At 62.3% G+C, this 24,368-nt stretch carries 22 protein-coding genes and 2 tRNA genes; 17 read left to right on the top strand and 7 right to left on the bottom strand.

All coding sequences use genetic code 11. The annotated features are described in order from the left end of the window. The first annotated feature begins 217 nt into the window (after positions 1-217). The 4 genes from gdhA to PCS43_RS16385 all read left to right on the top strand — a co-directional run bounded on the left by gdhA (position 218) and on the right by PCS43_RS16385 (position 4,223). On the top strand, positions 218-1,561 hold the full coding sequence (gdhA, locus tag PCS43_RS16400) for an NADP-specific glutamate dehydrogenase (protein WP_003945368.1): 1,344 nt from the start codon (positions 218-220) through the stop codon (positions 1,559-1,561). A 484-nt stretch (positions 1,562-2,045) separates the two neighbouring features. After that, a complete protein-coding gene (locus PCS43_RS16395) occupies positions 2,046-3,305 on the top strand; it encodes a PucR family transcriptional regulator (protein ID WP_003945374.1) in 1,260 nt (419 codons plus the stop codon). Positions 3,306-3,668: 363 nt separating this feature from the next. After that, complete coding sequence (locus PCS43_RS16390) at positions 3,669-3,812, top strand: hypothetical protein (RefSeq protein ID WP_003945326.1); 144 nt, start codon at positions 3,669-3,671, stop codon at positions 3,810-3,812. 243 nt (positions 3,813-4,055) lie between these two features. Then, positions 4,056-4,223 (top strand): hypothetical protein, encoded by a 168-nt coding sequence (locus PCS43_RS16385; protein ID WP_003945367.1) that lies wholly within the window; start codon positions 4,056-4,058, stop codon positions 4,221-4,223. Between the two features lie 154 nt (positions 4,224-4,377). Here PCS43_RS16385 and PCS43_RS16380 read toward each other — a convergent pair whose 3' ends face one another. The 3 genes from PCS43_RS16380 to PCS43_RS16370 are packed head-to-tail and all read right to left on the bottom strand — an operon-like array spanning position 4,378 to position 6,978. Next, the gene (locus tag PCS43_RS16380; RefSeq protein WP_003945295.1) at positions 4,378-4,623 is read right to left on the bottom strand and encodes a hypothetical protein; all 246 of its coding nucleotides are present in this window, start codon (positions 4,621-4,623) and stop codon (positions 4,378-4,380) included. A 13-nt stretch (positions 4,624-4,636) separates the two neighbouring features. Next, complete coding sequence (locus tag PCS43_RS16375; RefSeq protein ID WP_209909154.1) at positions 4,637-5,809, bottom strand: fatty acid desaturase family protein; 1,173 nt, start codon at positions 5,807-5,809, stop codon at positions 4,637-4,639. A 35-nt stretch (positions 5,810-5,844) separates the two neighbouring features. Next, a complete protein-coding gene (locus PCS43_RS16370; protein ID WP_209909157.1) occupies positions 5,845-6,978 on the bottom strand; it encodes a ferredoxin reductase in 1,134 nt (377 codons plus the stop codon). Between the two features lie 168 nt (positions 6,979-7,146). Between PCS43_RS16370 and PCS43_RS16365 the strand changes: the two genes are divergently transcribed. From PCS43_RS16365 to PCS43_RS16355, 3 genes are all read left to right on the top strand, one after another. Continuing rightward, positions 7,147-7,842 (top strand): TetR family transcriptional regulator, encoded by a 696-nt coding sequence (locus PCS43_RS16365; protein WP_003945327.1) that lies wholly within the window; start codon positions 7,147-7,149, stop codon positions 7,840-7,842. A 35-nt stretch (positions 7,843-7,877) separates the two neighbouring features. Next, positions 7,878-8,717 (top strand): alpha/beta fold hydrolase, encoded by an 840-nt coding sequence (locus PCS43_RS16360; RefSeq protein ID WP_003945355.1) that lies wholly within the window; start codon positions 7,878-7,880, stop codon positions 8,715-8,717. A 75-nt stretch (positions 8,718-8,792) separates the two neighbouring features. Next, on the top strand, positions 8,793-9,614 hold the full coding sequence (locus PCS43_RS16355) for an acyl-CoA thioesterase (protein WP_007733332.1): 822 nt from the start codon (positions 8,793-8,795) through the stop codon (positions 9,612-9,614). On the opposite strand, the gene PCS43_RS16350 is transcribed toward PCS43_RS16355, so the two are convergent. Continuing rightward, positions 9,604-10,965: an MFS transporter gene (locus PCS43_RS16350; protein WP_209909160.1), complete on the bottom strand. Its 1,362-nt coding sequence runs from the start codon at positions 10,963-10,965 to the stop codon at positions 9,604-9,606. The genes PCS43_RS16355 and PCS43_RS16350 overlap by 11 nt on opposite strands. Before the next feature lie 128 nt (positions 10,966-11,093). On the opposite strand from PCS43_RS16350, the gene PCS43_RS16345 reads away from it, so the two are divergent. The 5 genes from PCS43_RS16345 (at position 11,094) to lysA (ending at position 16,647) form a co-directional block, all read left to right on the top strand. Continuing rightward, on the top strand, positions 11,094-11,708 hold the full coding sequence (locus PCS43_RS16345) for a PadR family transcriptional regulator (RefSeq protein ID WP_042923881.1): 615 nt from the start codon (positions 11,094-11,096) through the stop codon (positions 11,706-11,708). Further along, a complete protein-coding gene (locus PCS43_RS16340; RefSeq protein WP_209909163.1) occupies positions 11,705-13,735 on the top strand; it encodes an NADPH-dependent 2,4-dienoyl-CoA reductase in 2,031 nt (676 codons plus the stop codon). The genes PCS43_RS16345 and PCS43_RS16340 overlap by 4 nt, the downstream gene beginning before the upstream one ends. A gap of 19 nt (positions 13,736-13,754) precedes the next feature. Continuing rightward, positions 13,755-14,558 carry a mycolate reductase gene (cmrA, locus tag PCS43_RS16335; protein ID WP_019749133.1) on the top strand — a complete coding sequence of 268 codons (804 nt, stop codon included), beginning with the start codon at positions 13,755-13,757 and terminating at the stop codon, positions 14,556-14,558. 172 nt (positions 14,559-14,730) lie between these two features. Continuing rightward, a complete protein-coding gene (locus PCS43_RS16330) occupies positions 14,731-15,168 on the top strand; it encodes a hypothetical protein (protein ID WP_063316250.1) in 438 nt (145 codons plus the stop codon). A gap of 135 nt (positions 15,169-15,303) precedes the next feature. Further along, positions 15,304-16,647: a diaminopimelate decarboxylase gene (gene lysA / locus PCS43_RS16325; protein ID WP_047270266.1), complete on the top strand. Its 1,344-nt coding sequence runs from the start codon at positions 15,304-15,306 to the stop codon at positions 16,645-16,647. A 19-nt stretch (positions 16,648-16,666) separates the two neighbouring features. Here lysA and PCS43_RS16320 read toward each other — a convergent pair whose 3' ends face one another. Beyond that, positions 16,667-18,406 (bottom strand): helicase HerA-like domain-containing protein, encoded by a 1,740-nt coding sequence (locus PCS43_RS16320; protein ID WP_209909166.1) that lies wholly within the window; start codon positions 18,404-18,406, stop codon positions 16,667-16,669. Positions 18,407-18,526: 120 nt separating this feature from the next. Between PCS43_RS16320 and orn the strand changes: the two genes are divergently transcribed. Together orn and PCS43_RS16310 are read left to right on the top strand one after the other, a co-directional pair. Continuing rightward, positions 18,527-19,126 (top strand): oligoribonuclease, encoded by a 600-nt coding sequence (gene orn / locus PCS43_RS16315; protein WP_024487359.1) that lies wholly within the window; start codon positions 18,527-18,529, stop codon positions 19,124-19,126. A gap of 84 nt (positions 19,127-19,210) precedes the next feature. Continuing rightward, positions 19,211-19,283 (top strand) — tRNA-His (locus tag PCS43_RS16310). Between the two features lie 289 nt (positions 19,284-19,572). Here the strand turns inward: PCS43_RS16310 and PCS43_RS16305 are convergent. Then, positions 19,573-19,983, bottom strand: a complete 411-nt coding sequence (locus PCS43_RS16305; RefSeq protein WP_064074826.1) for a MerR family transcriptional regulator — start codon at positions 19,981-19,983, stop codon at positions 19,573-19,575. 55 nt (positions 19,984-20,038) lie between these two features. Here PCS43_RS16305 and PCS43_RS16300 point away from each other — a divergent pair, with 55 nt between their 5' ends. Further along, on the top strand, positions 20,039-21,001 hold the full coding sequence (locus PCS43_RS16300) for an oxidoreductase (RefSeq protein WP_073513295.1): 963 nt from the start codon (positions 20,039-20,041) through the stop codon (positions 20,999-21,001). A 132-nt stretch (positions 21,002-21,133) separates the two neighbouring features. On the opposite strand, the gene PCS43_RS16295 is transcribed toward PCS43_RS16300, so the two are convergent. Continuing rightward, on the bottom strand, positions 21,134-22,303 hold the full coding sequence (locus tag PCS43_RS16295) for a L,D-transpeptidase (protein WP_125052658.1): 1,170 nt from the start codon (positions 22,301-22,303) through the stop codon (positions 21,134-21,136). Between the two features lie 368 nt (positions 22,304-22,671). Here PCS43_RS16295 and PCS43_RS16290 point away from each other — a divergent pair. Together PCS43_RS16290 and PCS43_RS16285 are read left to right on the top strand one after the other, a co-directional pair. Then, positions 22,672-22,744: transfer RNA gene (locus PCS43_RS16290), tRNA-Lys, on the top strand. A 111-nt stretch (positions 22,745-22,855) separates the two neighbouring features. Continuing rightward, complete coding sequence (locus PCS43_RS16285) at positions 22,856-24,286, top strand: amidase (RefSeq protein ID WP_204855887.1); 1,431 nt, start codon at positions 22,856-22,858, stop codon at positions 24,284-24,286. Positions 24,287-24,368: the final 82 nt, after the last annotated feature.

Here is a 24,368-nt window from a genome sequence, read left to right as displayed (position 1 = left end):
ACCACAGGCACAGTGATCCCCGACCGCAGAAGCAAACCATTTGGACTGTGTTAAGAGAGTGAAAGCTGAGCAAATTGTTATAAATCGCCCGTTCAACTGACACAAGTGACAGCTGTGTCCGATTTCACCTTCACAGGACAGTTGTCCGATACAGCAATAAAGGCGCCTAGTATGTAACGGAAATGTAAAAGAGTTCTCACAACGAGGTAGGTGAGCGGTGTCCGTACGTGACCGCGTAGCGCAGATTTACGATCAGGTTTTGGTTCGCAATGCAGGAGAGCCCGAGTTCCATCAGGCCGCCGCAGAGGTCTTCGAGTCTCTTCACGTAGTGCTCGAACGCCACCCCCGCTACGCCGACGCCGGACTCATCGAGCGGCTCTGCGAGCCGGAACGCCAGATCATCTTCCGCGTGCCGTGGACCGACGACCAGGGCAACGTTCACGTCAACCGTGGCTTCCGCGTGCAGTACAACAGTGCACTCGGCCCCTACAAGGGCGGCCTGCGCTTCCACCCCAGCGTCAACCTGGGCATCGTGAAGTTCCTCGGCTTCGAGCAGATCTTCAAGAACTCACTCACCGGCCTGCCCATCGGCGGCGGCAAGGGTGGCTCGGACTTCGATCCCAAGGGCCGCTCCGACGCAGAGGTCATGCGCTTCTGTCAGTCCTTCATGACCGAACTGCAGCGTCACATCGGTGAATACACCGACGTTCCGGCCGGCGACATCGGCGTCGGCGGTCGCGAGATCGGCTACCTGTTCGGTCAGTACAAGCGGCTGACCAACACGTACGAGTCGGGCGTCCTCACCGGCAAGGGCATCACCTGGGGCGGATCGCAGGTTCGCACCGAGGCCACCGGCTACGGCGTCGCGTACTTCGTCGCCGAAATGCTCAAGGCAAAGGGTGAAGGCCTCGAAGGCAAGAACGTCGTGATCTCCGGATCCGGCAATGTCGCCATCTACGCAATCCAGAAGATCCACCAGCTCGGCGGCGTCGCGATCGCCTGCTCGGATTCCTCGGGATACATCGTGGACAAGAAGGGCATCGATCTCGACCTCCTCAAGGAGATCAAGGAAGTTCGCCGCGGCCGCATCAGCGAGTACGCCGACGCAGTTCCGCATGCCGAGTTCATCGCCGACGGTTCCATCTGGGACGTGCCGTGCGACGTCGCACTCCCCTGCGCGACTCAGAACGAGCTCGACGAAGATGCCGCAAAGACCTTGATCGCCAACGGCGTTCAGGCCGTTGCCGAAGGCGCGAACATGCCCACCACCCCCGGTGGCATCCAGCTCTTCCGTGACGCGAACGTAGCCTTCGCACCCGGCAAGGCGGCCAACGCCGGTGGCGTTGCAACCTCCGCTCTCGAAATGCAGCAGAATGCTTCGCGTGATTCCTGGAGCTTCGAGTACACCGACGAGCGTCTCGCCGGAATCATGCGCGGCATCCACAAGCGCACCATCAACACCGCTGCCGAGTACGGAAAGCCCGGCGACTACGTGCACGGCGCGAACATTGCCGGCTTCGTGAAGGTGGCCGACGCCATGATTTCACTGGGCGTCATCTAGAGATTTCCGCACCACAGACAGCAGTACAAAAAGGGTGATTTCACCCTGGACCGGTTCCCGTACATCGGACTGGTCGAATCAATACCTAGGCCTCGAGGGCCCTGGGTCCGCGAGGACCCAGGGCCCTCGAGCTTGCTCCGAGCAAATCGCCCGCGACGAGCACCGTAGGCGCGGCAATGATCCCAGACGGAACTCGTGGTGTCCTCCGAAACCGTTTTCCGCTCTGACGTCGAAAAACACCGTAAGTGGACGATTGTTTAGGTCCGCAGCGCGTGGGGCATATGGACTTATCTTCACATTTGTCCATTTCACAGTTGGACGATCGTTCATGTGGTAGAAATCACAACGCCTGGCGCAATTCGATCCGCAAATTTCAGCGGCGAGTATGCCCCCGAACAAGGCCTCAGCGTGTACCCCGCTTCGTAACGCGCCGAGCCTCCGGGTGCCTGTGCCAGGCGACGCACCTGTCTAGAGGAGGCCACCCATGTCCCCAGCGCTGCTGAACAACCCGGGACCGCTCATGTTGGGAGGCAAGCCCGCCTCCACAGCGGTCAACGACGTCATCCCACTGGCAAGCGATCTCGTAGATCACCTGTCCCGTGCCAACCCGACGTTGACTTCCCTCCAAACGGAGGCAGTACGTCGGGAACTGATTGCGGTGATCGTGCAGGGGCTCCAAGTGGGGATCCAGCTATTGGATCACCGCAAACTTCCCACCGACCAAGAGTTGGACGGCATTCACACGATGACCGTCCAACAAGCATTGAAAGGCGTGCCACTCAGCGCGATCCTCAACTTGACCAACGAGGGCATCAGCACTTTTCGCACCCTCATCCTCAGCCGGGCCGACGCCGAGGACTCCGCCAATCTCGGGGATCTCAACGAGTTCTTGTTCGCACTTGCGCAGCGGCTTCACTCGTTCATCTCGATCAGCTATCTCTCGGCTCTTCCAGCCGGTTCCCAACTCGGGGAATACTCCGCCGGCGCCCTCGTGAAGGCCATGCTGGACGGCGACGATCCCACCCAGCTTGCGTTGCAGATGGGCGTTGAACTCGCACCCCGCTATCTCGTCCTGCGGCTCCTGGTGAACCTGCCGCCCATCCGCCCGGGAGCACGCAACGGCAACCACCAGCGCATACAGGCCTACCGTGACCTCTCCGTCGCTCAATCGAAAATCGCGGCCCACTTCGGGTCGGCGCTGCTCGAAGCTCCTGCACCGCAACGTGGTCTGGTCCTGATCGAGGGCACACCCGACTGGGGAACAGTGTGCGAGGTCATCCAACGTGCACGCGCAACGGTCGGGGTGGAGATCACAGCAATCGCCGAGAACGCCGCGGTACGAGATATCGCCGCCGCCCAAGCAACCACTCACGAATTGGCACAACTCGTGCGGCGCCTGCGACTGCCGGCGCGGTCGTACCGAATGGAAGACCTAGCGCTCGAGTATCAACTCACTCGGGGTGGCGCAGGCCGCGACAGCTTGATCAATCTTCTCAAGCCACTCGACGGCAATCCGGAACTGCTGCAGACATTGTCCATACACCTCGCCAACGGCCAGCATCGTCAGCGCACCGCGTCGGCGCTCGGCCTGCACACCAACACCGTCGACAATCGAATCAAGCGCATCGCAACCCTGACCGGATTGGATCCGGCCCTGCCCTCTGAACTGCTCAAACTGCGCGCTGCCATGATCTCTCTGACCTTCGCAAGCACTGATGTGGACAATCGTCCAGCGAAAATGTGAACACTCACATCCTCGCTATTAGCTGTCCACGTGTGGCGCCTGGACCCCACTTTTCCGCTCCGAACCGGGCTATAAAAGTGTGGTGCGAATCACCGCGCAAACCAGTAACAATTAAGGGGAAACACATGATCAACGGCCAGGATAACGCTCTCCTCGGTGCCTTCTTCGACACCATCCTGCAGCTCTTCAACGCGGGCAGCACCGGCACGGGCTCGACGGATGGCGGCGGCGTCTCCTAGGACGAATCTCGGGCCCTGTGCGAGAGAATCTCTCGCACAGGGCCCGCTCCAAGCCGCCTGACACTGTGATGGCGGTGACCACGGTGACCACCACGTCGCCACCGCTGAAACCAGGAGCAAGCACATGATCGCCGCACCAACCACAGGCGCTTTGGCCGTCGTTTTGAACACCGTCCTACAGATGTTCAACGCCGGCAGCAGTTTCCTCTACACCGACAACTCTCCGATTGGCGGCGGCGGCGAAACTCCCACGACGCCTGCTCCCTGATCGACTTACCCGCTCGCATCACACAGTCGCGGCACAGACAGGAACTACCGTGATAAACCAGCACACCCTGGGCAGCCTGGTCATCGACTTCGGCTCACTCTCCCGAGCACTCGGCTTCGGCAACGGCTCCATCGTGTCGCTCGGCAGCACCGGAAGTGGCTGAAACAGCCCGCCTGACCACGTCGACGATCCCGTCGCCGCTCACCTTCTCACCACATCTCGAAACAGAAAGCAGGTCCCCCTGTGCCTACAATTCCGCTCACCGGCGACCCCATCGTCATCAACATCATCGTCCAGCTACTGAGCGCGGGCAGCAGCAATGCACTCGCACTGGGCGGAGTCGGTAGCAGCGGTCTCGGTAGCACCGGGCTCGGCAGCTTCGACTCGGCGAGCCTCGGCAGCGCTGCTTAGGACCTCACTTGTGATCGGCGTTCGATCCGCGTCTTCGGCCGCCGAGGCAGTCCACGAAACCCGCGTTGCCCTCCGTCATCTGTGACGGAGGGCAACGCGGTCGTTCAGGCGAGACGGCTCGCGGTTGCGCGATCAGGCCGTCCGCCGCGGTGGATCAACGCCAGTCTTCAGGTGGATCGCTGTCGTCGTGCTCGATGGTCACGGACTCCGAACGATCGTCAGCCGCAGCCTTTTTCGCTGCTTCACGCATCTCGATTCCGTCGGACACCCAGTCGCCGATCTCGCGCGTCACGTCTCGAACAGCCCCGGCAATGATCATCGCGATGGAGCCCACGTGGTTGGCTGCACTTTCGGTCAGTTCCTGGACCGTGTCCTTGCGGCGTTCGAATTTCCCGACCATCAGTGTGTGCCTCTCAGGCTGCAGTTCGCTGGCGCTCGACGATAACACCGGGAGGGGTCGTCGACTTGACCAAACCGGGCGGAAGAGCGAGCTTGAAGATCTTGCCCCATACCGAACCGATCTGCTTGAAGAACCCACCGGTGTTGTACGGCAAACCGTACTTCCCACACAATTCTTTCACCTGGGGAGCGAGTTCCGGATAACGATGCGCAGGCAGGTCCGGGAACAGATGGTGCTCGATCTGGTGCGAGAGGTTGCCGGACATGATGTGGAAGAGCGGGCTTCCCTCGATGTTGGCGCTGCCGAGCATCTGACGCACGTACCACTGACCACGAGTCTCGTCGGCCGTCTCGTCCTCGGTGAAGCTCTGGACACCGGTGGGGAAATGGCCACAGAAGATGATCGAGTACGTCCACACGTTTCGGACCAGGTTGGCGGTGACGTTCCCCGCGAGAGTGGTCACGAACAGCGGCCCCGTCAGAACCGGGAAGATGACGTAGTCCTTGAGGACCTGCTTGCCCGCCTTGTTCCACCAGCCCTTCAGAAGCGGCTTGACGTCGTGCCACTTGCGTTTGCCCTGGATGACGTTCTCGATCTCGAGATCGTGCATCATCACACCCCACTCGAAGAGCATCATCAAGGCAAAGGCCCAGACCGGATTACCGAGGTAATAGGGGTTCCACTTCTGCGCGTCGTCGATACGCAGGATGCCGTATCCGATGTCGCGGTCTTTGCCGAGAATATTGGTGTACGTGTGATGCATGTAGTTGTGCGAGTGACGCCACTGGTCGGCCGGGCACACCGTATCCCATTCGAAGACTTCGGAATTGAGCCCTGGTTCACGCATCCAGTCGTACTGACCGTGCATGACGTTGTGGCCGATCTCCATGTTGTCGAGGATCTTGGACACGCTCAATGCACCGACTGCCGCGAGCCACACCGGAGGCAGGAAGCCGAGGTACATCAAGCCGCGACCTGCGACCTCGAACCCGCGCTGAGCCTTGATGATCTTGTAGATGTACTCCCGATCCTCCGCCCCGAGCGAGGCGACGGTGCGATCGCGCAATGCGTCCAACTCGCGGGCGATCTCCTCGACCTGCTCGTACGTCAGGACGACGGGAGCGTCGTCCTTCGCATCGGAACCGTTGCCGAGGAACGGGAGGGTGGGAAGTGAAAGTCCAAACATGTCGGTCTCCAGACAGTCGTGTGGAAAATGGGACTTCAGATGTCGACGGTGACGTCGCCGACGGGAGCACTGACGCACAGCTGGATCTTCTTGTCCGGCTCGTCGTCTGTCTCACCGGTGCGCACGTTTCGGGTACGGCCCGCCTTCTTGACGGAGGTGCAGGAGAAGCAGATTCCCATCCGGCATCCGTACTCGGGTTTGAGGCCCGCAGCTTCTGCTTGTTCGAGAAGTGTTTCGCCGGAGTTCTCGGCCGCCACCCCACTTTTGGTGAACGACACCTCGCCACCGGCCTCCCCCGGCTCGGCCACCGCCGGCGCGAACTCCTCGGTGTTGAGCAAGTGCTCGACGTCGACCTCACGGAACACCTCACGCACTCCCCGCATCAGACCGGGAGGTCCGCAAAGATAAGCCTGGGCGTCGATCGTGTCCGGATCGGCGATCCACGGAGCCACGGCGTCGAGGTGCCCGCGATCGAAGAAACCTTCGAGGTCACCTCCACCGCTTTCGGTGTACACGAGTACCAGTTTCACGTTCGGGTTCTGCTCGGCGATGGTCTTCAGCGCGCGCGTGTACGCCACGTCGGCATCGGTGTTCGCGTAATGCACGAACACGATCTCGCCCGAGTGCTGCTCCTCCACCAGCGTCCGAAGCATCGACATGACCGGGGTGATTCCACTGCCGCCACTGATCAACAACACCCGACGCGGGCGGTCGACGGGAAGGGAGAACACCCCGTCTGCCTGCGAGAGGCTGACAACGAGCCCGGGCGCTGCGTTGGCGTACAGATACTGCGACACCAAGCCACCCGGATGCGCTTTGACGGTGAGCTCGATCAGCCCGCTGCGCGTAGACGCGCCCCCGGCCGGCGAGTAGCAGCGAGTGTGACGAACACCGTCGATCACCACGCCCAACTGCACGAACTGGCCCGCCTGAAAACCGCGCCACTGGCGCGTCGGGCGCAGCGTGAGAGTGACGGAGTCAGCCGTCGGATGGTCGACAGCGACAACCTGCGCGCGAATGTCACGAACGGTCGCCATCGGGTTGACCAACTCGAGGTATCGGTCGATCTGATGTGGAGCAGCCATGGCTTCGATCAGTCCCACCAAGGACAGTCCGCGCCGAGGTGTGGACTTCGGTGTCGTGTTCTCAGGAGCAGATGCGATTGTCATGACCCTCCTCGTACTTCGATTGCCGGGTATCTCGATTGCTGGGCTAGCTTCCCCCGACTGCGTGAATTCAGTGTACAAATGTTCACCGAAGATAGTGTGACAGGTGCACACAAGTACATGTCAACAAGAATGTGATCCGAGTTACACGAGTTGCCGAAAGGAGCCGGAATGCCTGTACCTACACTCGACGTCGTGACGAAGGCCGGACCGGTGAACCCAGAGCGCAGGGAACCCGACAACAGGGAGCCGGAAAGTCGTGCCGCAAAGAAGGAACGCACACGCCAAGCACTCCTGGACACTGCCATGGACCTCTCGGCCGATCGCGGCTTCGCCGGAATCAGCTTGCGAGAGGTAGCCAGGGAAGCCGGGATCGTTCCGACGGCGTTCTACCGCCACTTCGCTTCACTGGAGGACGTCGGTGTCGTCCTCGTCGAAGAGAGCATGCGCATGTTGCGCCAGATGCTGCGCGACGCAAGGCGTAATCCCAGCACCAAGGACGCCGCTACGTCACTGGGCATCCTTGTGCGACAAGTGCATACACACGAGCGACAGTTTCGGTTCCTCTGCCGCGAACGCTACAGCGGCGTCAGTGAGGTACGACGTGCGATAGCCACTGAAATGCGGTTGTTCGTCAGCGAACTGACCATCGACCTCTCCAGAATTGCCGGACTGGAAAGCTGGTCGTCGGACGATCTGGAAATGGCTGCCGACCTGATCGTCTCGACGATGTTCAGCGCTGTCGTCGAACTGCTGGACGCCGGGACGGCCGGGTATCGCGACGAAGCCGCCGTCATCACACGAGCCGAGAAGCAACTGCGAGTCATCATGCTCGGAATGGCCACCTGGAATCCACCTCGAAACTGACCTCGGGTTCACCTTTTCGACGTACGGTGAGAGTCATGTCTTCCACGAGTACATACGAAATCCCCGTTGGCGACCTCACCTTCGACGTACTGATCTCGGGCCCGGACGACGGCATTCCGCTGGTAGCGCTGCACGGCTTCCCGGAGAGCGCCGCATCCTGGGGCAAGGTCACACCACTGCTCACCGCAGCGGGCTACCGCGTGATCGCACCGAATCAGCGCGGTTACTCCGCCGGCGCACGCCCCGAAGGGGTGGATGCCTACAAGATCGAGCACCTGGTAGCCGACGTCGTCGGATTGCTCGACGCACTCGGCCTGTCCGACGCGCATCTGGTCGGCCACGACTGGGGTTCGGCGGTCGCCTGGCAGGTCGCCGGTCGCCATCCGAACCGGATCCGCAGTCTGACCGCGATCTCGGTCCCCCACCCCACCGCCTTCGGCTGGGCACTCCGCGAGGACGAGGACCAAAAACAACGCTCGTCGTACATCGGACTTCTCCGACAGGAGGGCAAAGCCGAGGAAGTGTTGTCGGAGGACAACTTTCGCCGGCTGCGCGCCATGTTCGACGGCCAGATCGATCCTGAATTCGCCGACGAGCACATTCGTGTCCTGAGCGGGGAGGGCGCGCTGACCGGCGCCTTGAACTGGTACCGCGCGATGACCCGCGACTTCGGCGACATCGATCGCACCACCGTGCCGACCACGTATGTCTGGAGCACCGGCGACACAGCGCTCGGCCGCGCAGGCGCAGAACGCTGTGGTGAATTCGTGGACGCCCCCTACGAGTTCGTCGTGCTCGACGGCGGAAGTCACTGGATTCCGGAAGAGCGAGCCGAAGAGTTGGCCGAGGCGATCCTCGCACGTGCAGGATCCTGATCGCCGCGACGAATTCGGCTCTATGTATGTTGTCATACATAGAGCCGAATTGATTCCATCACCAGGAGTTCTGCGATGACCGAGACCGTTGCACCACCCCATCCTTTCGACGCTGCTGTCGGATTGACGCCACTCACCGCCGGCTTGTCGACCGGCGAGACCAATCCGGCGTACAACAACATGGTCGGGCCATTCGGCGGCGTCACCGCTGCCACGTTGCTCGAATCCGTACTGAAGCACCCCGAACGCCTCGGCGATCCGCTGTCGTTGACCGTCAACTTTGCCGGTCCGATCACCGAGGGCGCCTTCGAGATCTCCGCCCGGCCGGTGCGCACCAACCGCTCGACGCAGCACTGGTCCATCGAACTGTCTCAGGACGGAACCGTCGCCACTACCGCGACGGCAGTGTTCGGTACCAGGCGTGAAACCTGGTCGTCTACCGAGATCACGATGCCGGAAGTTCCGTCGGCCGAAGACGTTACGCTGCTGCCGTTCCCCGAGTTCATCGCCTGGGCACAGAACTACGAGATGCGCTTTGTCGAGGGTGCGATCCCCGACCTGGAGTCGGGCGAGCATCCCGACTCGACCACGACACTCTGGGTGCGCGATCAACCGGCACGCGCTCTCGACTTCACGTCGCTGACCGCACTGTGCGATGTCTTCTTTCCACGAGTCTTCTTGCGCCGAGGCAAGATGGCTCCGGCTGGAACGGTCTCGATGACCATCTACTTCCACGCCGACGCTCAGACGCTGACCGAACAGGCAGACAATTCCGTCCTGGGAACGGCGCGGACCCAACGGTTCGGAAACGGATACTTCGATCAGTCGGCCGAAATTTGGGGCAGTGACGGCGCATTGCTCGCTACGACACACCAGTTGGTCTACTTCAAGGATTGACGGGAAGCGCACTGTCCCCTTCCGGCGCTTTCACCATCGACAATGCGGCAAGACCGACGCCGAGAACCACCAGCAGTCCGATGATGCCGGCACGGTCTGCACCGAAGAGCCAAGCAAACAGGCCGAACAGTGTCGGCGCCAAAAACGACACTGCTCGGCCTGTGGTCGCATACAGGCCGAACATCTGACCTTCACGCCCAGGCGAGGTGATGCGCGCCAAGAAGGTTCGTGCCGAAGACTGAGCGGGCCCGACGAAGAGGCAGAGCGCGAGACCGAAGATCCAGAACATCACCGGCCCTGACACCGCGATCAATATTGCGCCGACCACGATCATCGACGCCAGCGAGACGGTGATGACCTGTTTCGGTCCGATCCGATCGTCGAAACGTCCGGCCACCAATGCACCGATTGCGGAAATCACGTTGGCCGCAACACCGAACAACAGCACGTCGGCCGCACTGATCCCGTAGACGTTGACAGCCAGCACGGCTCCGAAGGTGAACACGCCCGCGAGACCGTCACGAAAGAGCGCGCTCGCGATCAGGTACCAGATCGTGCGCCTGTCGACGTTCCAGAGTTCGCGCAGATCGCGCCACAACACCCGATAGGAGTCGAGGAACCCGGCCTTGGACGCTCCCGGATCGACCGCGGGGCTGGGCAACTCTGGAACCTTGAAGAACACCGGAATCGCGAAGACCGCGAACCACACTGCAGCCAGCAGTGCCACCATCCGGATGTTCATGCCGCCGTCGGTGGTCAATCCGAGGAATCCCCGAGTGTCACCGTCGCCGACGATGAACCCGAAGTAGCACAGCAACAGCAGCACGATTCCGCCGAAATATCCCATGGCCCAGCCGAAGCCGGAGACTCTACCCAGATTCTCCGGTGTCGACACCTGCCGCATCATGGCGTTGTAGGGAACGCCGGCCAGTTCGAAGATCACCGAACCGATTGCGAGCAGAACCAATCCGAGCCACAGATAGCGGTAGTTGTCTTCGACGAAGTAGAGGCCCGCCATCGAGAGCACGGTGATGCCGGTCAGTATCGCGAGCGAGAGTTTACGTTTACCCGACGCATCGAAACGTTGTCCGGTGATCGGAGCGAGAATCGCGATGAAGAAGCCGGCGATTCCGAGTGCCCAGCTGAGCCACGTAGTTGCCGAAATCGTGCCGGGAAGGTCGTCACCGACCGCGTCGGTGAGATAAACCGAGAAGACGAACGTGAGGATCACTGCGTTGAATGCGGCCGATCCCCAATCCCACAGCCCCCATGCGAACACTTGACTCTTCGTGGCCGCACCGCCGATGCCTGCGGGTGGCTCTGCCTGCGTGCTCGTGGACTCGGCGCTCATACGGCGAAGCCTAACTGCGCGCGGGCGACTCGGCGCCTCTCTCCGAAGTCGACATACAAGACGCTCTATGCACCCGAGTTAGTACGCACTTAGTTGCATACGCACCTGAGTGCATAGATACTTTTTCCATGGCACTCGAACATGCGTTGCTCGTCTCCCTGTCCGAACAGGATGCGTCGGGATACGACCTCACACGCCGGTTCGACAAGTCGATCGGCTTCTTCCACAGCGCGACGCACCAGCAGATCTACCGAGTCCTCAAGCGAATGGACGAGGCAGGCTGGGTGGAGGTGGAGGCCATCGCGCAGGACGGCCGACCGGACAAGAAGATGTACCGCGTCAGCGATGCCGGCCGCGCCGAACTGACCCGATGGATCGCAGAGCCGTCCGAACCGAACCACCTGCGCAACGAATTGGCCATCAAGATCAGGGCCGCTGCGCACGCCGATCTCCCCGCTCTACGACGCGAAGTCGCTCGCCACCGCGACGGCCACGCCGCCCGCCTCGACGTCTACCGACTCATCGAAAAGCGTGACTTCCCCAATCCAGCAGCGCTTTCCGGCTCTTCACTGCACCAGTACCTCGTACTTCGCGGCGGCATCCGCGTCGAGGAAGGATTCACCGACTGGTGCCAGGAAGTTCTGGACGCATTGCCCACTGGCGAGTACGCCACCGAAGACACCGGCGAGTACGCCACCGAAGACACTGGCGAGTACGCCACGGAAGGACATCTTCAGTCATGACGGATACACAGTTTCCCCGTCTGCTCGAACCGCTCGACCTCGGATTCACGACGCTGAAGAACCGCGTCGTCATGGGATCGATCCACACCGGCCTCGAAGATCGCGCGAAGGACACCGACCGCTTGGCCGAGTACTTCGCCGAACGTGCCCGTGGCGGAGTCGGCTTGATCATCACCGGCGGCTACGCGCCCAACCGCACCGGTTGGCTCTTGCCCTTCGGCGCCAAGCTGACCAACCGCATCGAAGCGCGCCGTCACCGCCGGATCACCAAGGCGGTTCACGACGCGGGTGGAAAGATCGCCATGCAGATCCTGCACGCCGGCCGCTACAGCTACCAGCCGTTCAGTGTCTCCGCGTCGTCGATCAAGGCGCCCATCAATCCGTTCCGTCCGCGCAAGCTGACCGGCCGTGGGGTGCGTTGGCAGATCCGGAACTACGTTCGCTGCGCGCGTCTGGCCAAGTCCGCGGGTTACGACGGCGTCGAAATCATGGGCGGTGAGGGCTACTTCATCAACCAGTTCCTCTGCGAGCGCACGAACAAGCGCACCGACCAGTGGGGCGGCAGTTCCGAGAACCGTCGACGCATGGCAGTCGAAATCGTGCGACGCACACGCAAGGCCGTCGGCCCGAACTTCATCATCGTGTTCCGGTTGTCGATGGCAGACCTGGTCGAGGGCGGTCAGACCTGGGATGAAATCGTCTCGTTGGCAAAGGAAGTCGAAGCTGCCGGCGCCACGATCATCAACACCGACATCGGGTGGCACGAGTCACGGGTGCCCACCATCGTCACCTCGGTTCCCCGAGCAGCCTTCGTCGACATCACCGGCAAACTCGAGAAGCACGTCGACATTCCGGTAGCCGCCTCGAATCGGATCAACATGCCCGAGACTGCCGAAGAGATCCTCAACCGCGGTGACGCACAATTGATTTCGATGGCCAGGCCGATGCTTGCCGATCCCGACTGGGTGAACAAGGCCGAGCGCGGAGCGTCCGACGAGATCAACACGTGCATCGCCTGCAACCAAGCCTGCCTCGACCACGCCTTCGTTCACAAGCAGGTCTCCTGCCTGCTCAATCCGCGCGCGGGCCGTGAGACCACGCTAACCCTCTCCCCCACTCGGCGGACCAAGAATCTCGCCGTCGTCGGCGCCGGTCCTGCCGGACTTTCCGCAGCACTCAATCTTGCTCAGCGTGGTCATTCGGTCACGTTGTTCGAGGCCTCGGACAAGATCGGCGGACAGTTCGGGATCGCACAGCTCATTCCGGGTAAGGAAGAGTTCGCCGAAACCATTCGCTACTACACCCGCATGCTGGACGTGGCTGGAGTGACGGTCAAGCTCGAAACCCGCGTCGCACCGGCAGATCTCATCGGCTCCTTCGACGAAGTCGTGGTTGCCACCGGCGTGACGCCGCGGGTTCCCAAGATCCCCGGCATCGAGAACCCGAAGGTGCTGACCTACGCCGAGGTCGTCCGAGAGGGCAAGCCCGTCGGCAAGTCCGTCGCCGTCATCGGTGCCGGCGGCATCGGCGTCGACGTGAGCGAATTCCTCACGCACCCCACTTCCCCCACTCTTCATCTCAAGGAGTGGAAGCAGGAATGGGGCGTCACCGAACCCGAAATGGCCCCGGGCGCTCTCACCACTCCGGTACCAGAGCTCTCCGAGCGGGAGGTCTACCTCCTCCAACGCAAGCCAGGACGCATCGGCGCCGGCCTCGCGAAGACCACCGGCTGGGTCCACCGGGCGGCCCTCAAGAACAAGGGCGTCCACGAGCTCTCGGGCGTCAACTACGAGCGCATCGACGACGCCGGCCTGCATATCACCTTCGGTGAGAAGCACGAGAAGCCCCGACTTCTCGAGGTCGACACCATCGTCATCTGCGCCGGGCAGGAGTCGGTTCGCGATCTCGTGGACGAACTGACCGTCGCGGGTGTGGTGACCCACATCATCGGCGGCGCGGATGTCGCTGGCGAACTCGACGCCAAGCGTGCCATCGAACAGGGCACACGACTGGCCGCGAAGATCTGACCGGCTACGCTGACTGATCGTGAGCCTGCCGACACCCACAACCACAGCCCGCGCCGTAGTGACCGGCGCCTCCTCCGGCATCGGAGAGGCACTGGCCGCTGATCTGGCATCACGCGGACACTCCCTGATCCTCGTTGCCCGTCGCGGCGAGGTCATGGAGGTCCTCGCCGAGAAGCTTCGTGCCGCGCACGGCGTCGAGGTGGAGGTCCGTGCATCGGACCTCTCCGACAGCGCGGCGCGTGCCGTTCTGGTCGAGGAACTCGGTGGCCGCGACATCAGCATCCTGTGCAACAACGCCGGTATCGCCACCTTCGGGCCGATCGCCGAGCTGGACCCGGCATACGAGCGCGACCAGGTCGAGCTCAACGCCGTTGCAGTGCACGATCTCACGCTGGCCGTGCTGCCGGGCATGCTCGCGCGCAAGTCCGGAGCCATCCTGATGGTCGGGTCCGCGGCCGGAAACATGCCGATCCCCAACAACGCGACGTACGCCGCCACCAAGGCGTTCGTGAACACCTTCGCGGAATCGTTGCGAGGTGAACTCAAGGGCACCGGAGTGAACGTCACCCTGCTCGCCCCAGGCCCCGTACGCACCGAAACCCCGGACCCGGCCGAAGCGTCGATCGTCGACAAGCTCGTCCCGGACTTCTTCTGGATCTCGAGCGAGTACACCGCCAAGGTCTCGCTCGACGGCCTGGCCGAGAACAAGATGCGCGTCGTACCGGGCATCTTGAGCAAGGCGATGTCCGTCGCGGGCGGTTACAGCCCGCGTGCCGTCGTTGCGCCGATCGTGGGCACGTTCTACAAGAAGCTCGGCGGCTGATTCACTCAAACTTCTCAGAGCAGGCCATAGCAGACCATATAGTCGGTTAATGGCGATGCGAAGACCACTGGCAGTCGGGGCAATCCTTCTTTTGACCGGAGGGTTGCCCTTACTGCTGCCCACGGCAGCGAATGCATGTTCGTGCGCATCATCGGCTACCCCGGAAGAAGCCGTGAGCGTCTCCAGCACCGTTTTCCTCGGGACTCCAACGGAGAAAACTTCGGACGGATTCGAGGACACCTACCTGTTCGACGTCAGCCGGGTCTACAAAGGCGATCTGGCATCGGTGACGTCGGTGGGGACACTCGCGAACGGGAACGGTTGTGGCACAAGCTACGTGCTCGGCACCGAGCAGCTGATGTTCGTTTCTGCGCCGTACGACGTCGACGCCGAGCACGAGGGGCACAGCTGCGGGCCGGCTACCGAAACCGGGTTCGACATCCAAGCGGCGGTCGAGTCCGTGTACGGCGCCGGTTACGCCCCGAGTGCCGGCGGAACTCCGTCCGTTGGTGTGTCCGCCGACCGATCGACGGTCATCGGCGGAGGCGCCGCGGTGGCATTGCTCGCGGTGCTCGGTTGGTTCGGATGGAGGCGCCGGCGAGCACAGTAAGTCGAGGACGTCAGGGCCGCGTCAACCTCGTTCGGCGGCGCGTCAAGTAAGCGTCAAGATCCGCCCCACCGGTGATCTTCGGGAGTAGATCTGAAGGTAGCCCGCAACACGGCGGGTCACCTTCAGGAGATCGACGTGACGCTACTCGAAATCTTCCCCTCCCTACGCGGCGCAATGACACCGCGTATGGATCCTGCGTTGTGGCCCATCAGTACTCGCCACGACCACAGCGGGCGTGTCTGCATCGGCGACGTCTCCCTCGAAGAGATCGCGGACCAGTACGGCACACCGACGTACGTCGTCGACGAGGCGGACGTGCGGCACCGCTGCCGCACGTATCGAGAGATCTTCCCCGACTCGGAGATCGTGTACGCCGGCAAGGCACTGATGATTCGAGCGATGGCTACCTGGGTCTCCGACGAGGGACTCGGGGTGGATGTCTGTTCCGCCGGTGAACTCGCCGTCGCGCTTGCCGCGGGCGTGGACCCCAACCGAATCATCCTGCACGGCAATGCCAAATCGGTTTCCGAACTGAGGGCGGCGGTCAACGCGGGTGTCGGCCGGATCGTCCTCGACTCCCCCAGCGAAGCGGTACGGCTCGCGTCGGTGTGCACCCACCGACAGAAGGTGTTGGTCAGAGTCACACCCGGCATCGACATACACGGACACAAGGCAGTGTCCACGGGCATCGTGGACCAAAAGTTCGGCCTACCAGCGTTTTCCGAAGAACTGGAACATACGGTATCCGTCGTCGCCAACGCGACGCACCTGCAGCTCATCGGCCTGCATTGCCATCTCGGCTCCCAGATCACCGATCCCGAACTCTTCCGCCCCGCGATCGAGACGATGATCGCACAGATGGACGACATACGACGCACGCATCGAATCATCCTCACCGAACTCGATCTCGGCGGTGGCCATGGGATCGCCTACGTGCCGGGAGATGCCCAATTGGATCTGACCCGCCTCGCTCACGTCATCGACGAAACTCTCGACGACGCGTGCACCCGAAACCGCTTCCCTCGCCCCGAAATCGTGCTCGAGCCTGGCCGAGCGATCGCTGCGCGGGCCGGAGTCACGCTCTATCGCGTACAGAACATCAAGTCGATCAGCGGGGGACGAACCTTCGTCTCCGTCGACGGCGGGATGAGCGACAACCCTCGGGTGTCGTTGTACGACAGCCACTACGACGTCGAACTGGTGAACCGACATTCGCGCGCACCGCTCCAGGAAGTCACCGTCGCCGGGCGACACTGCGAATCAGGCGACGAAATTGCCGTCGGAGCAAGGCTTCCCGCCGACCTACATGAAGGTGACCTGTTGGCAGTGCCGTGTACGGGTGCATACCACCACAGCATGGCCTCCACCTACAACAGCGTCGGCCGGCCGCCGGTCGTCGCCGTGCTGGGCGGGATTGCGCGGCCGTTGATCAGGCGCGAATCGATCAACGACCTGCTGGCCCGCGAGGTCGGCATCTGACCTCGCGGGCGCCTGAGCCTCAGCGCCTGCGGCGACTACCGGTGCCGAAGATGTTTCGCGAAATCTCGCGTCCCGCAGCCGAAGCCGCCGAGCGCAGGAAACTCTTGACAGCCGAGTTGCCCAAGATCTGCTCGGCGATGTTGGGGCCCTCCGGCTCGGCCGGCGACGGTGGCGGCAGATCGGGCAGCGACGGAAGATCCAGGGACTGATCCGCTGTCGGAGCACCGGCCACCTTGGCCGTCAGCTTCTCGTACGCCGACTCGCGGTCGATGGTCTGGCCGTACTTCTGATTCAGGGGACTCGACAACGCGGCCGCCTTGATCGCGTCGTTGCCGACGGTGTCCATCAGCGACCTCGGAGGACGAATCTTGGTCCAGGCCACCGGCGTCGGCGCACCCTTCTCCGAGAGTACGGTCACGATGGCTTCACCGATGCCGAGTGAAGTCAGTGCCTTTTCCAGGTCGTAGTGCTCGGTCTTCGGGTACGTGCGGACGGTCTTGTTGAGGGCTTTCTGATCGTCGGGCGTGAAGGCACGCAGGGCGTGCTGAACCCGCGCACCCAACTGTGACAGCACCGAATTCGGAATGTCGGTCGGAAGTTGCGTGCAGAAGAACACCCCGACGCCCTTGGAACGAATGAGCTTGACCGTCTGTTCCACCTGCTGCAGGAAGGCCTTCGACGCGTCCGCGAACAGAAGGTGCGCCTCGTCGAAGATGAACACGAGCTTCGGCTTGTCCAGATCTCCCTCTTCGGGCAGCGTCTGGAACAGGTCCGCGAGCACCCACATCAGGAAGGTGGAGAACATTGCCGGGCGCGCCGCCTGGGCACCGAGTTCGAACAGCGTGATCACACCGGCACCGCCGACGACACGCAGCAGATCCTCGGTTTCGAGTTCCGGTTCACCGAAGAAGGTGTCGCCGCCGTCGGCTTCGAGGTTGACCAACGCGCGCAGAATCACTCCCGCCGTCGCGGAGGAAACTCCGCCGATACCCTTCAGATCCGCTTTGCCCTCAGCGCTCGTCAGGTGGGCGATGACCGAACGCAGATCCTTGAGGTCCAGCAGGGCCAGGCCCTGAGTGTCGGCCCAGTGGAAGATCAGCCCTAGAGTCGACTCCTGGGTCTCGTTGAGGCCCAACACTTTACTGAGCAGGATCGGCCCGAAACTGGTGATCGTCGCGCGCACCGGGATACCGATTCCGTCGGTACCCAACGACAAGAACTCGACTGGCATCCCAGCGGGAGTCCACGAATCGTCGCCCGTCTCGACTGCGCGAGACTTCATCTTCTCGCTCGGATCCCCCGCCTTCGACAGACCCGAGAGATCGCCCTTGACGTCGGCCATCACAACCGGCACACCCGCGGCGGACAGCTGCTCGGCGATGCCCTGCAACGTCTTGGTCTTGCCGGTACCCGTCGCACCGGCGATCAGACCGTGACGGTTGATCGTCGCCAACGGAATCCGCACCCGTGCGGTGGGATCTGCCACCCCGTCGATCACCACCGAGCCGAGCTCGAGTGCCCGCCCCTCGGATGAATAGCCCGCCGCGATTTCAGCGGCAGCACCCGAGGGCACTTGAGCAGCGGGGGTGGCTCCGGCCGATGCTTCGGCCTCGGCGGCAGCCGCTTCCTTCTCGGCTTCCTCAGCTGCTGCAGCGGCTTCAGCTGCAATCCGAGCGGCTTCGGCAGCGGCAGCCTTGGCAGCTTTCGCCTTCTCCGCCGGCGTCGGCGGCGCGGCTCCGTCCTTCGGATCCACGGTCATCGAAAAGCCCTCCTCGTTGCAATGCGGCGAAGTTCTTGTCATCACCCGAACGCCGTCTCACACACGTCGAGTTTCCACCGCAGACCTTATCCCGCTCCCGCGCGCACTACTGTGTTCCTGGTGCAGGACAAATTGGTATGGATCGATTGTGAAATGACCGGGCTGCGACTCGAGTCGGACAAACTCATCGAGATTGCGGCTCTGGTGACCGACAGCGACTTGAACATCTTGGGCGAAGGTGTGGACATCGTCATCCACGCCGACGACGACGCGTTGGCTGCAATGCCCGACGTCGTGAAGAAGATGCACGCAAAGTCGGGACTGACCGAAGAGGTTCGTAAGTCGACGGTCACCCTCGCCGAGGCGGAGAAAGAGGTGCTCGCGTACATCCGCAAGCACGTTCCCGTCGCCGGTACGGCTCCCTTGGCGGGTAATTCCATCGCCACCGACCGCGGATTCATCTCGCGGGACATGACGGCGCTGGACACATACCTGCACTACCGGATGATCGACGTCAGCTCCATCAAAGAACTCTCCCGCCGCTGGTACCCGCGAATCTACTTCGGCCAGCCCGAAAAAGGTCTCGCCCACCGGGCACTCGCCGACATCAAGGAATCCATCCGCGAACTCAAGTACTACCGCGGCACTGCATTCGTCGCGGCGCCCGGACCGTCGAGCGCGGAGATTGCAGCCGTCGTAGAGGGCTTGGGTCCCGCCTGACCTGCCGATTGGCTTCCTGACCGACTTTCGCGCTAGTATCTCTTTCGTCAAAGCAGCCGGGTCAAACCGGTGGCCGAGGCAATGGTGGGCGTAGTTCAGTTGGTAGAGCACCAGGTTGTGATCCTGGCTGTCGCGGGTTCGAGTCCCGTCGCTCACCCAAGCGGAACCCCCGAAGATGTCGAAAGACATTTTCGGGGGTTCTTTTGGTTTGTGCGCCAGCCCCAATCTCCCCTTCCACAGCCGGGTGAACGTATCGCTCCCCTTCTCTGACGGGGGCAGCGATACGTTCACCCGAAGTGGGTGGGGTGGCGACCGCGACAAATCGCGCGCTCCCGAGCAACCCGTGCCCGGGCCGAGCGAACGTACCTCTCGTCGCCTCAGATAGACCGAAAGCCACTTTCGCTCACATCGGGGTGGCCGGAACGCCGCAAATCACCCACCCGAAATCACTCGGGCGACGGTTGCGGCTCCCAGACACCTGCGACGGTCCCCTCGCGAACATGTCGCTCGTACGCCGAAACCTTGTCGTGGATGACGTTCAGGTTTTCCTGCATCGCAGCGATCCTGGATCGAATCAACTCCTCATGCGACTGCAAAAGTGAAAGCCGCTCCTTCTCGTTTCCTGGACCTGACCTGACGAGAGCGGCGAATTCGCGGATCGTGGCGATCGGCATACCCGAGTCTCGGAAGCGATTGCACAGCTTCAACCAAGAGACATCGCTTTCGGAGTACACCCGACGCCCACCTGCCGAGCGCGCCACCTCGTGAACGAGCAATTCCTCACGTTCGAAGTATCGAAGGGAATCGATACTGATTCCGGTCTGGACAGCGACGTCACCGATTGACAGTTCGCGCATTGCCTGGCGACCTTTCCTTGACCTGGAGTGCACTCCAGATTTTACGGTCGCAGCCATGAATTCCATCCAGCGCAAAATCAACACCGGATACTCCCGAGTCTCCACTGCCGACGACGTACTTGCCGGACAAGGTTTAACAGGCACTACGGTTTTGGTCACCGGCGGGTACTCCGGACTCGGATATGAGGTTTCGCAGTCACTTTCTTCGGTCGGCGCGCGAGTTGTAGTTCTTGCCCGCCGACCAGAACAGGCACGGAGCGCGGTGGCCGACCTTCCGGGTATCGAAGTGCGAGCGTGCGACCTGTCGGACCCGAGCAGTGTCAGATCGTGTGCGCGAGAAATTCTCGAATCCCGGATCACTCCGGACATCATCATCTGCAATGCGGGGGTCATGGCCTGCCCGGAACTCCGTGTCGGCTCCGGCTGGGAATCACAATTCGCGATCAATCACCTCGGGCACTTTGTACTGGTGAACCTGCTTGTGCCAGCCATGCCCGCAAACGGCTCTCGCGTAGTAGCGGTCTCGTCGGCGGGACATTTTCTGTCGGGAGTGCGTTGGGATGACATACATTTCCGCAACGGTTACGACCGCTGGCTTGCGTACGGTCAAGCCAAGACTGCAAATGCTCTATTCGCTGTACAGCTGGCGAGCTCCGGTGCTTCACGCGGTATCAGTGCGTTCTCCGTCCATCCCGGGAGCATCCTCACTCCCCTTCAACGTCACTTCTCTGCATCGGAGAAACACGATCTCGGATGGACGACGTCGAATGGCGACGCCGTGCCGGGGTTCAAGACTCCCTCCCAGGGCGCCGCTACAACGGTGTGGGCAGCGACGGCACCGATACTCGCCGATCACTCCGGCGCGTATCTCCAGGACTGCAACATCGCGGACGTCGCGCAGACCGATGACATGAGCGTCGGCGGAGTGAAACCTTGGGCTACCGATCCCGCCGACGCACGCAGATTGTGGGCACTGTCCGCTGAGATGACCGGAGTGGACGCGTTCGGTCGACGCTGACACCGAGCGAACGTACCTCCCGTCGCCTCAGATAGACCGAGAGGCACTTTCGCTCGTAAAAGGTGACAGATGCAGAATGCCCCCAACCGGACGGTCGGGGGCATTCTGCCGTTCAAGGCTTCAGGGACGAACTCAGACGTCCGCGTTGCCGGTCTTCCAGACGCTCCAGGGGATGTTCCAGTCACCGAGGCCGTCGGTGCCGGAGAGAGTGCCGCCGACGGTGTTCTTGACGACGACGATGTCCCCACGCTTGGTGTTGTCGTAGACCCACTTGGCGTTGGACGGGCTCAGGTTGAGGCAGCCGTGACTGGTGTTGGAGTAGCCCTGCTGCCCGACCGACCACGGCGCCGAGTGGAAGAAGATGCCGCTGTAGGACATTCGGGTCGCCCAGTCGACGGGGGTCTTGTAACCCTGCGCCGAGGTGACCGGGACGCCGTACGTGGACGAGTCCATGATCATGTTCGCGAAGCGGTCACCGATGATGTAGACGCCGTTGTCGGTGGGAGTGCTGTCCTTGCCCATGGAGGTGGGCATGGTCATGACGGTCTCACCGTTGACCTGGAAAGTGACCTGCTTGGTGTTGTCGTCCGCCGTGGCGATGACGGCATCACCGATGGTGAAGGAACTCTTCGCGTCTTCCTGCCCGAAGACTCCCTTGCCGAGATTGCGCCCGTACACGTTGACGCTCACGTCGACCTTGGTGCCCGGTGCCCAGTAGTTCTCCGGACGCCAACGGACCTCACGATTGTTGACCCAGTAGAACGCACCTTCGACGGCCGGAGTCGTGGTGACGGTGATCGCAGCTTCGGCAGCCTTGCGATCGGGGATGTTCTCGTCGAACTGCACCGCGATGGGCTGACCGATGCCGACCACGTCACCCTCGTTGGGCAAGACATACGGCTTGGTGACGTTGCCGGGTGCGCTGGTGGTGAAGGACGTGACCGTCGTACTTGCGCCACCCAATCCGAATGCGCGGGCCTCGATTTTGTACTTGCGGTTGTAGCCGAGTGGCTCGGTGGTGGTCCACGACGCACCGTCGGCAGCAATCGCGCCGGCAACTGCCTTGCCGTCCTGATTGACCATCGTCACGTCGGACAGAGCGCCGTCAGCGACGTTGATCTTGACCGGGTCGCCCGGCGAGAAGCCGACAGCGCCGTCGGCAGCGGTCGAGGTGAGCTTCGGCTTGATGAGTTCGGTGAGCGGATTGGAATCGATCGGCGCCGACCCTTCGGTACTGACGTCCTTGCCGCCCGACGTGCACGCGGTCATCAGAACGAGAGCACCGAGAGACGCCGCGATCATCGCCGCGCCCTTCGACGCTCGACCGTTCCCCCCGCGCACGGACAGACCCCACCTTTGACGACTCATCGTTCGACTCCGCTTCACAATTTCTCCGACTAACTTCCGCGTCACATGCGAATCCCACTTACCGGAAGGCAAGTGGGACTTGCGGTATGACTGCGCTGCACCAATGATGCCAGGCGCGCTCGTTACCAACGGTCATGAAAGGCCACGCCGTCAGTAACGTTCAAGTATCAATCGCTCCGAACCGTCCGTTTTGTTACCGCTTTCAGCGGATTTCCTCCGATCGGACTACAGCGGTGACGCCTCCACCTGGCGATTTGCTCCCGAACCGGCGATTCGGCTAATGTTCTGTCTCGCAAGAGCGAGCGCCTATAGCTCAGTTGGTAGAGCAAGTGACTCTTAATCACTGGGTCCGGGGTTCGAGTCCCTGTGGGCGCACTTGCAAAGGTCCCCACCTTCTTCGGAAGGTGGGGATTTTTCTTTGTGTCGTGGTGAACAGGTTGTGGTGAATAGACTTCACAGTTATCGGAACCACGGCCTGGAGGATTGATGACCGAGCGCGAAACCACACCGGGCAGCGAGCTGGCATTTGCCGGTGTGGCGGGTCAGGCCGCTCTGATCCGGTCCGGAGAAATATCGGCCCGCGAGCTCACCGAGAACACACTTCGCCGTATCGAACGCCTCGATTCGACGCTCAATGCTTTTGTGCGAGTTCTCGCAGACGAAGCGCTCGACGAAGCGACACGTCTCGATCAGCGCCAGGCCGACGGCCACAGCCTGGGCCCACTGCACGGAGTCCCGATCGCGATCAAAGACGAGAACGACGTCGCCGGAACGCCCACGACGTACGGCGGTGCGGCAGCAACGCGCATCGCATCGGCCGATTCAGAGGTCGTCCGGCGGTTGCGCGAGGCCGGCGCGGTGATCGTCGGCAAGACGACGATGCCCGAGTTCGGCATCTGGCCCTTCACGGAGACTGCTGCAAACGGCTACACCAGAAACCCTTGGGACACCGGCGTATCCACGGGCGGATCGAGCGGAGGATCTGCGTCGGCCGTCGCGTCGGGCATGGTCGCAGCGGCAATCGGCGGCGACGGCGGCGGTTCCATCCGACTGCCTTCGGCGTTCTGCGGGTTGTTCGGACTCAAACCGCAGCGCGGTCGGGTGAGCACCGCGCCGAACCGAAACCTCTGGCGCGGACTCGGCACGCTAGGCCCTCTCACTCGTTCCGTCGAGGACAGCGCGCTCGTGTACGACGTGATAACCGGTACCACCGGGATCGACGACTACACAGCCGAAACGCTCCGCACCAGCTTTGCCGAGTCAGCCGCGTCGGCGCCCGGGCCGCTTCGCATTGCAGTGTCCACCCGGAGTCCGGTCCGGGGCGTCCGCCCGTCCCCGGAGGTCGTTGCCGCGGTGCATTCGATCGCAGAGATGTTGAGCGCGTTGGGACATCACGTCGAAGAGCACGATCCCGAGTACCCGGACGCAACTGCAGCATTTCTCCCCCAGGTGCTCGGCGGCGTCCGCGACGAAGCACTGCGCGTCGATCATCCAGCGTTACTCGAGAAGCGCACACGAGCACTCGCGTCGATCGGCCGGATAGCCGCTCCCGCGCGCGTCGGGAAATTCGCTTACCGCAAAGGTGAGCGAATCGCAGCGACGGTCAACCAGGTCTTCGACACCTTCGACCTGGTCCTGATGCCGACCACGCCCGCGCTGCCACGCCCGATCGGACAACTCGAAGGAACCGGCCTTCTGTCAGCAGTCCGCAAGGCGTTGCCGATCGCCGCCTACTGTTCGATCTGGAATGTCTGCGGCAACCCGGCGGCCGCTGTGCCCGCCGGGTTCTCCGAACGCGGACTCCCCCTGAGCGTCCAACTGGTCGGGCGCAGCGGTGGTGAACCGACCATTCTCGCCGTCGCACAGCAGTTGGAAAGCACCGTCCGCTGGCCGGATTCGCACCCTCCACACTCGTGACTTCCGGAAGCGATGTAACCATCGTCACCACGATGAACACGCGTTTTGCAAACTCCTGAGCCTGTCGGCTAATGTTCTGTCT

Origin of the sequence: Rhodococcus sp. C-2 (assembly GCF_027854095.1) — a bacterium.
Classification (GTDB): Bacteria; Actinomycetota; Actinomycetes; order Mycobacteriales; family Mycobacteriaceae; genus Rhodococcus_F; species Rhodococcus_F qingshengii.
This window is presented reverse-complemented; position numbering and strand designations above follow the sequence as displayed.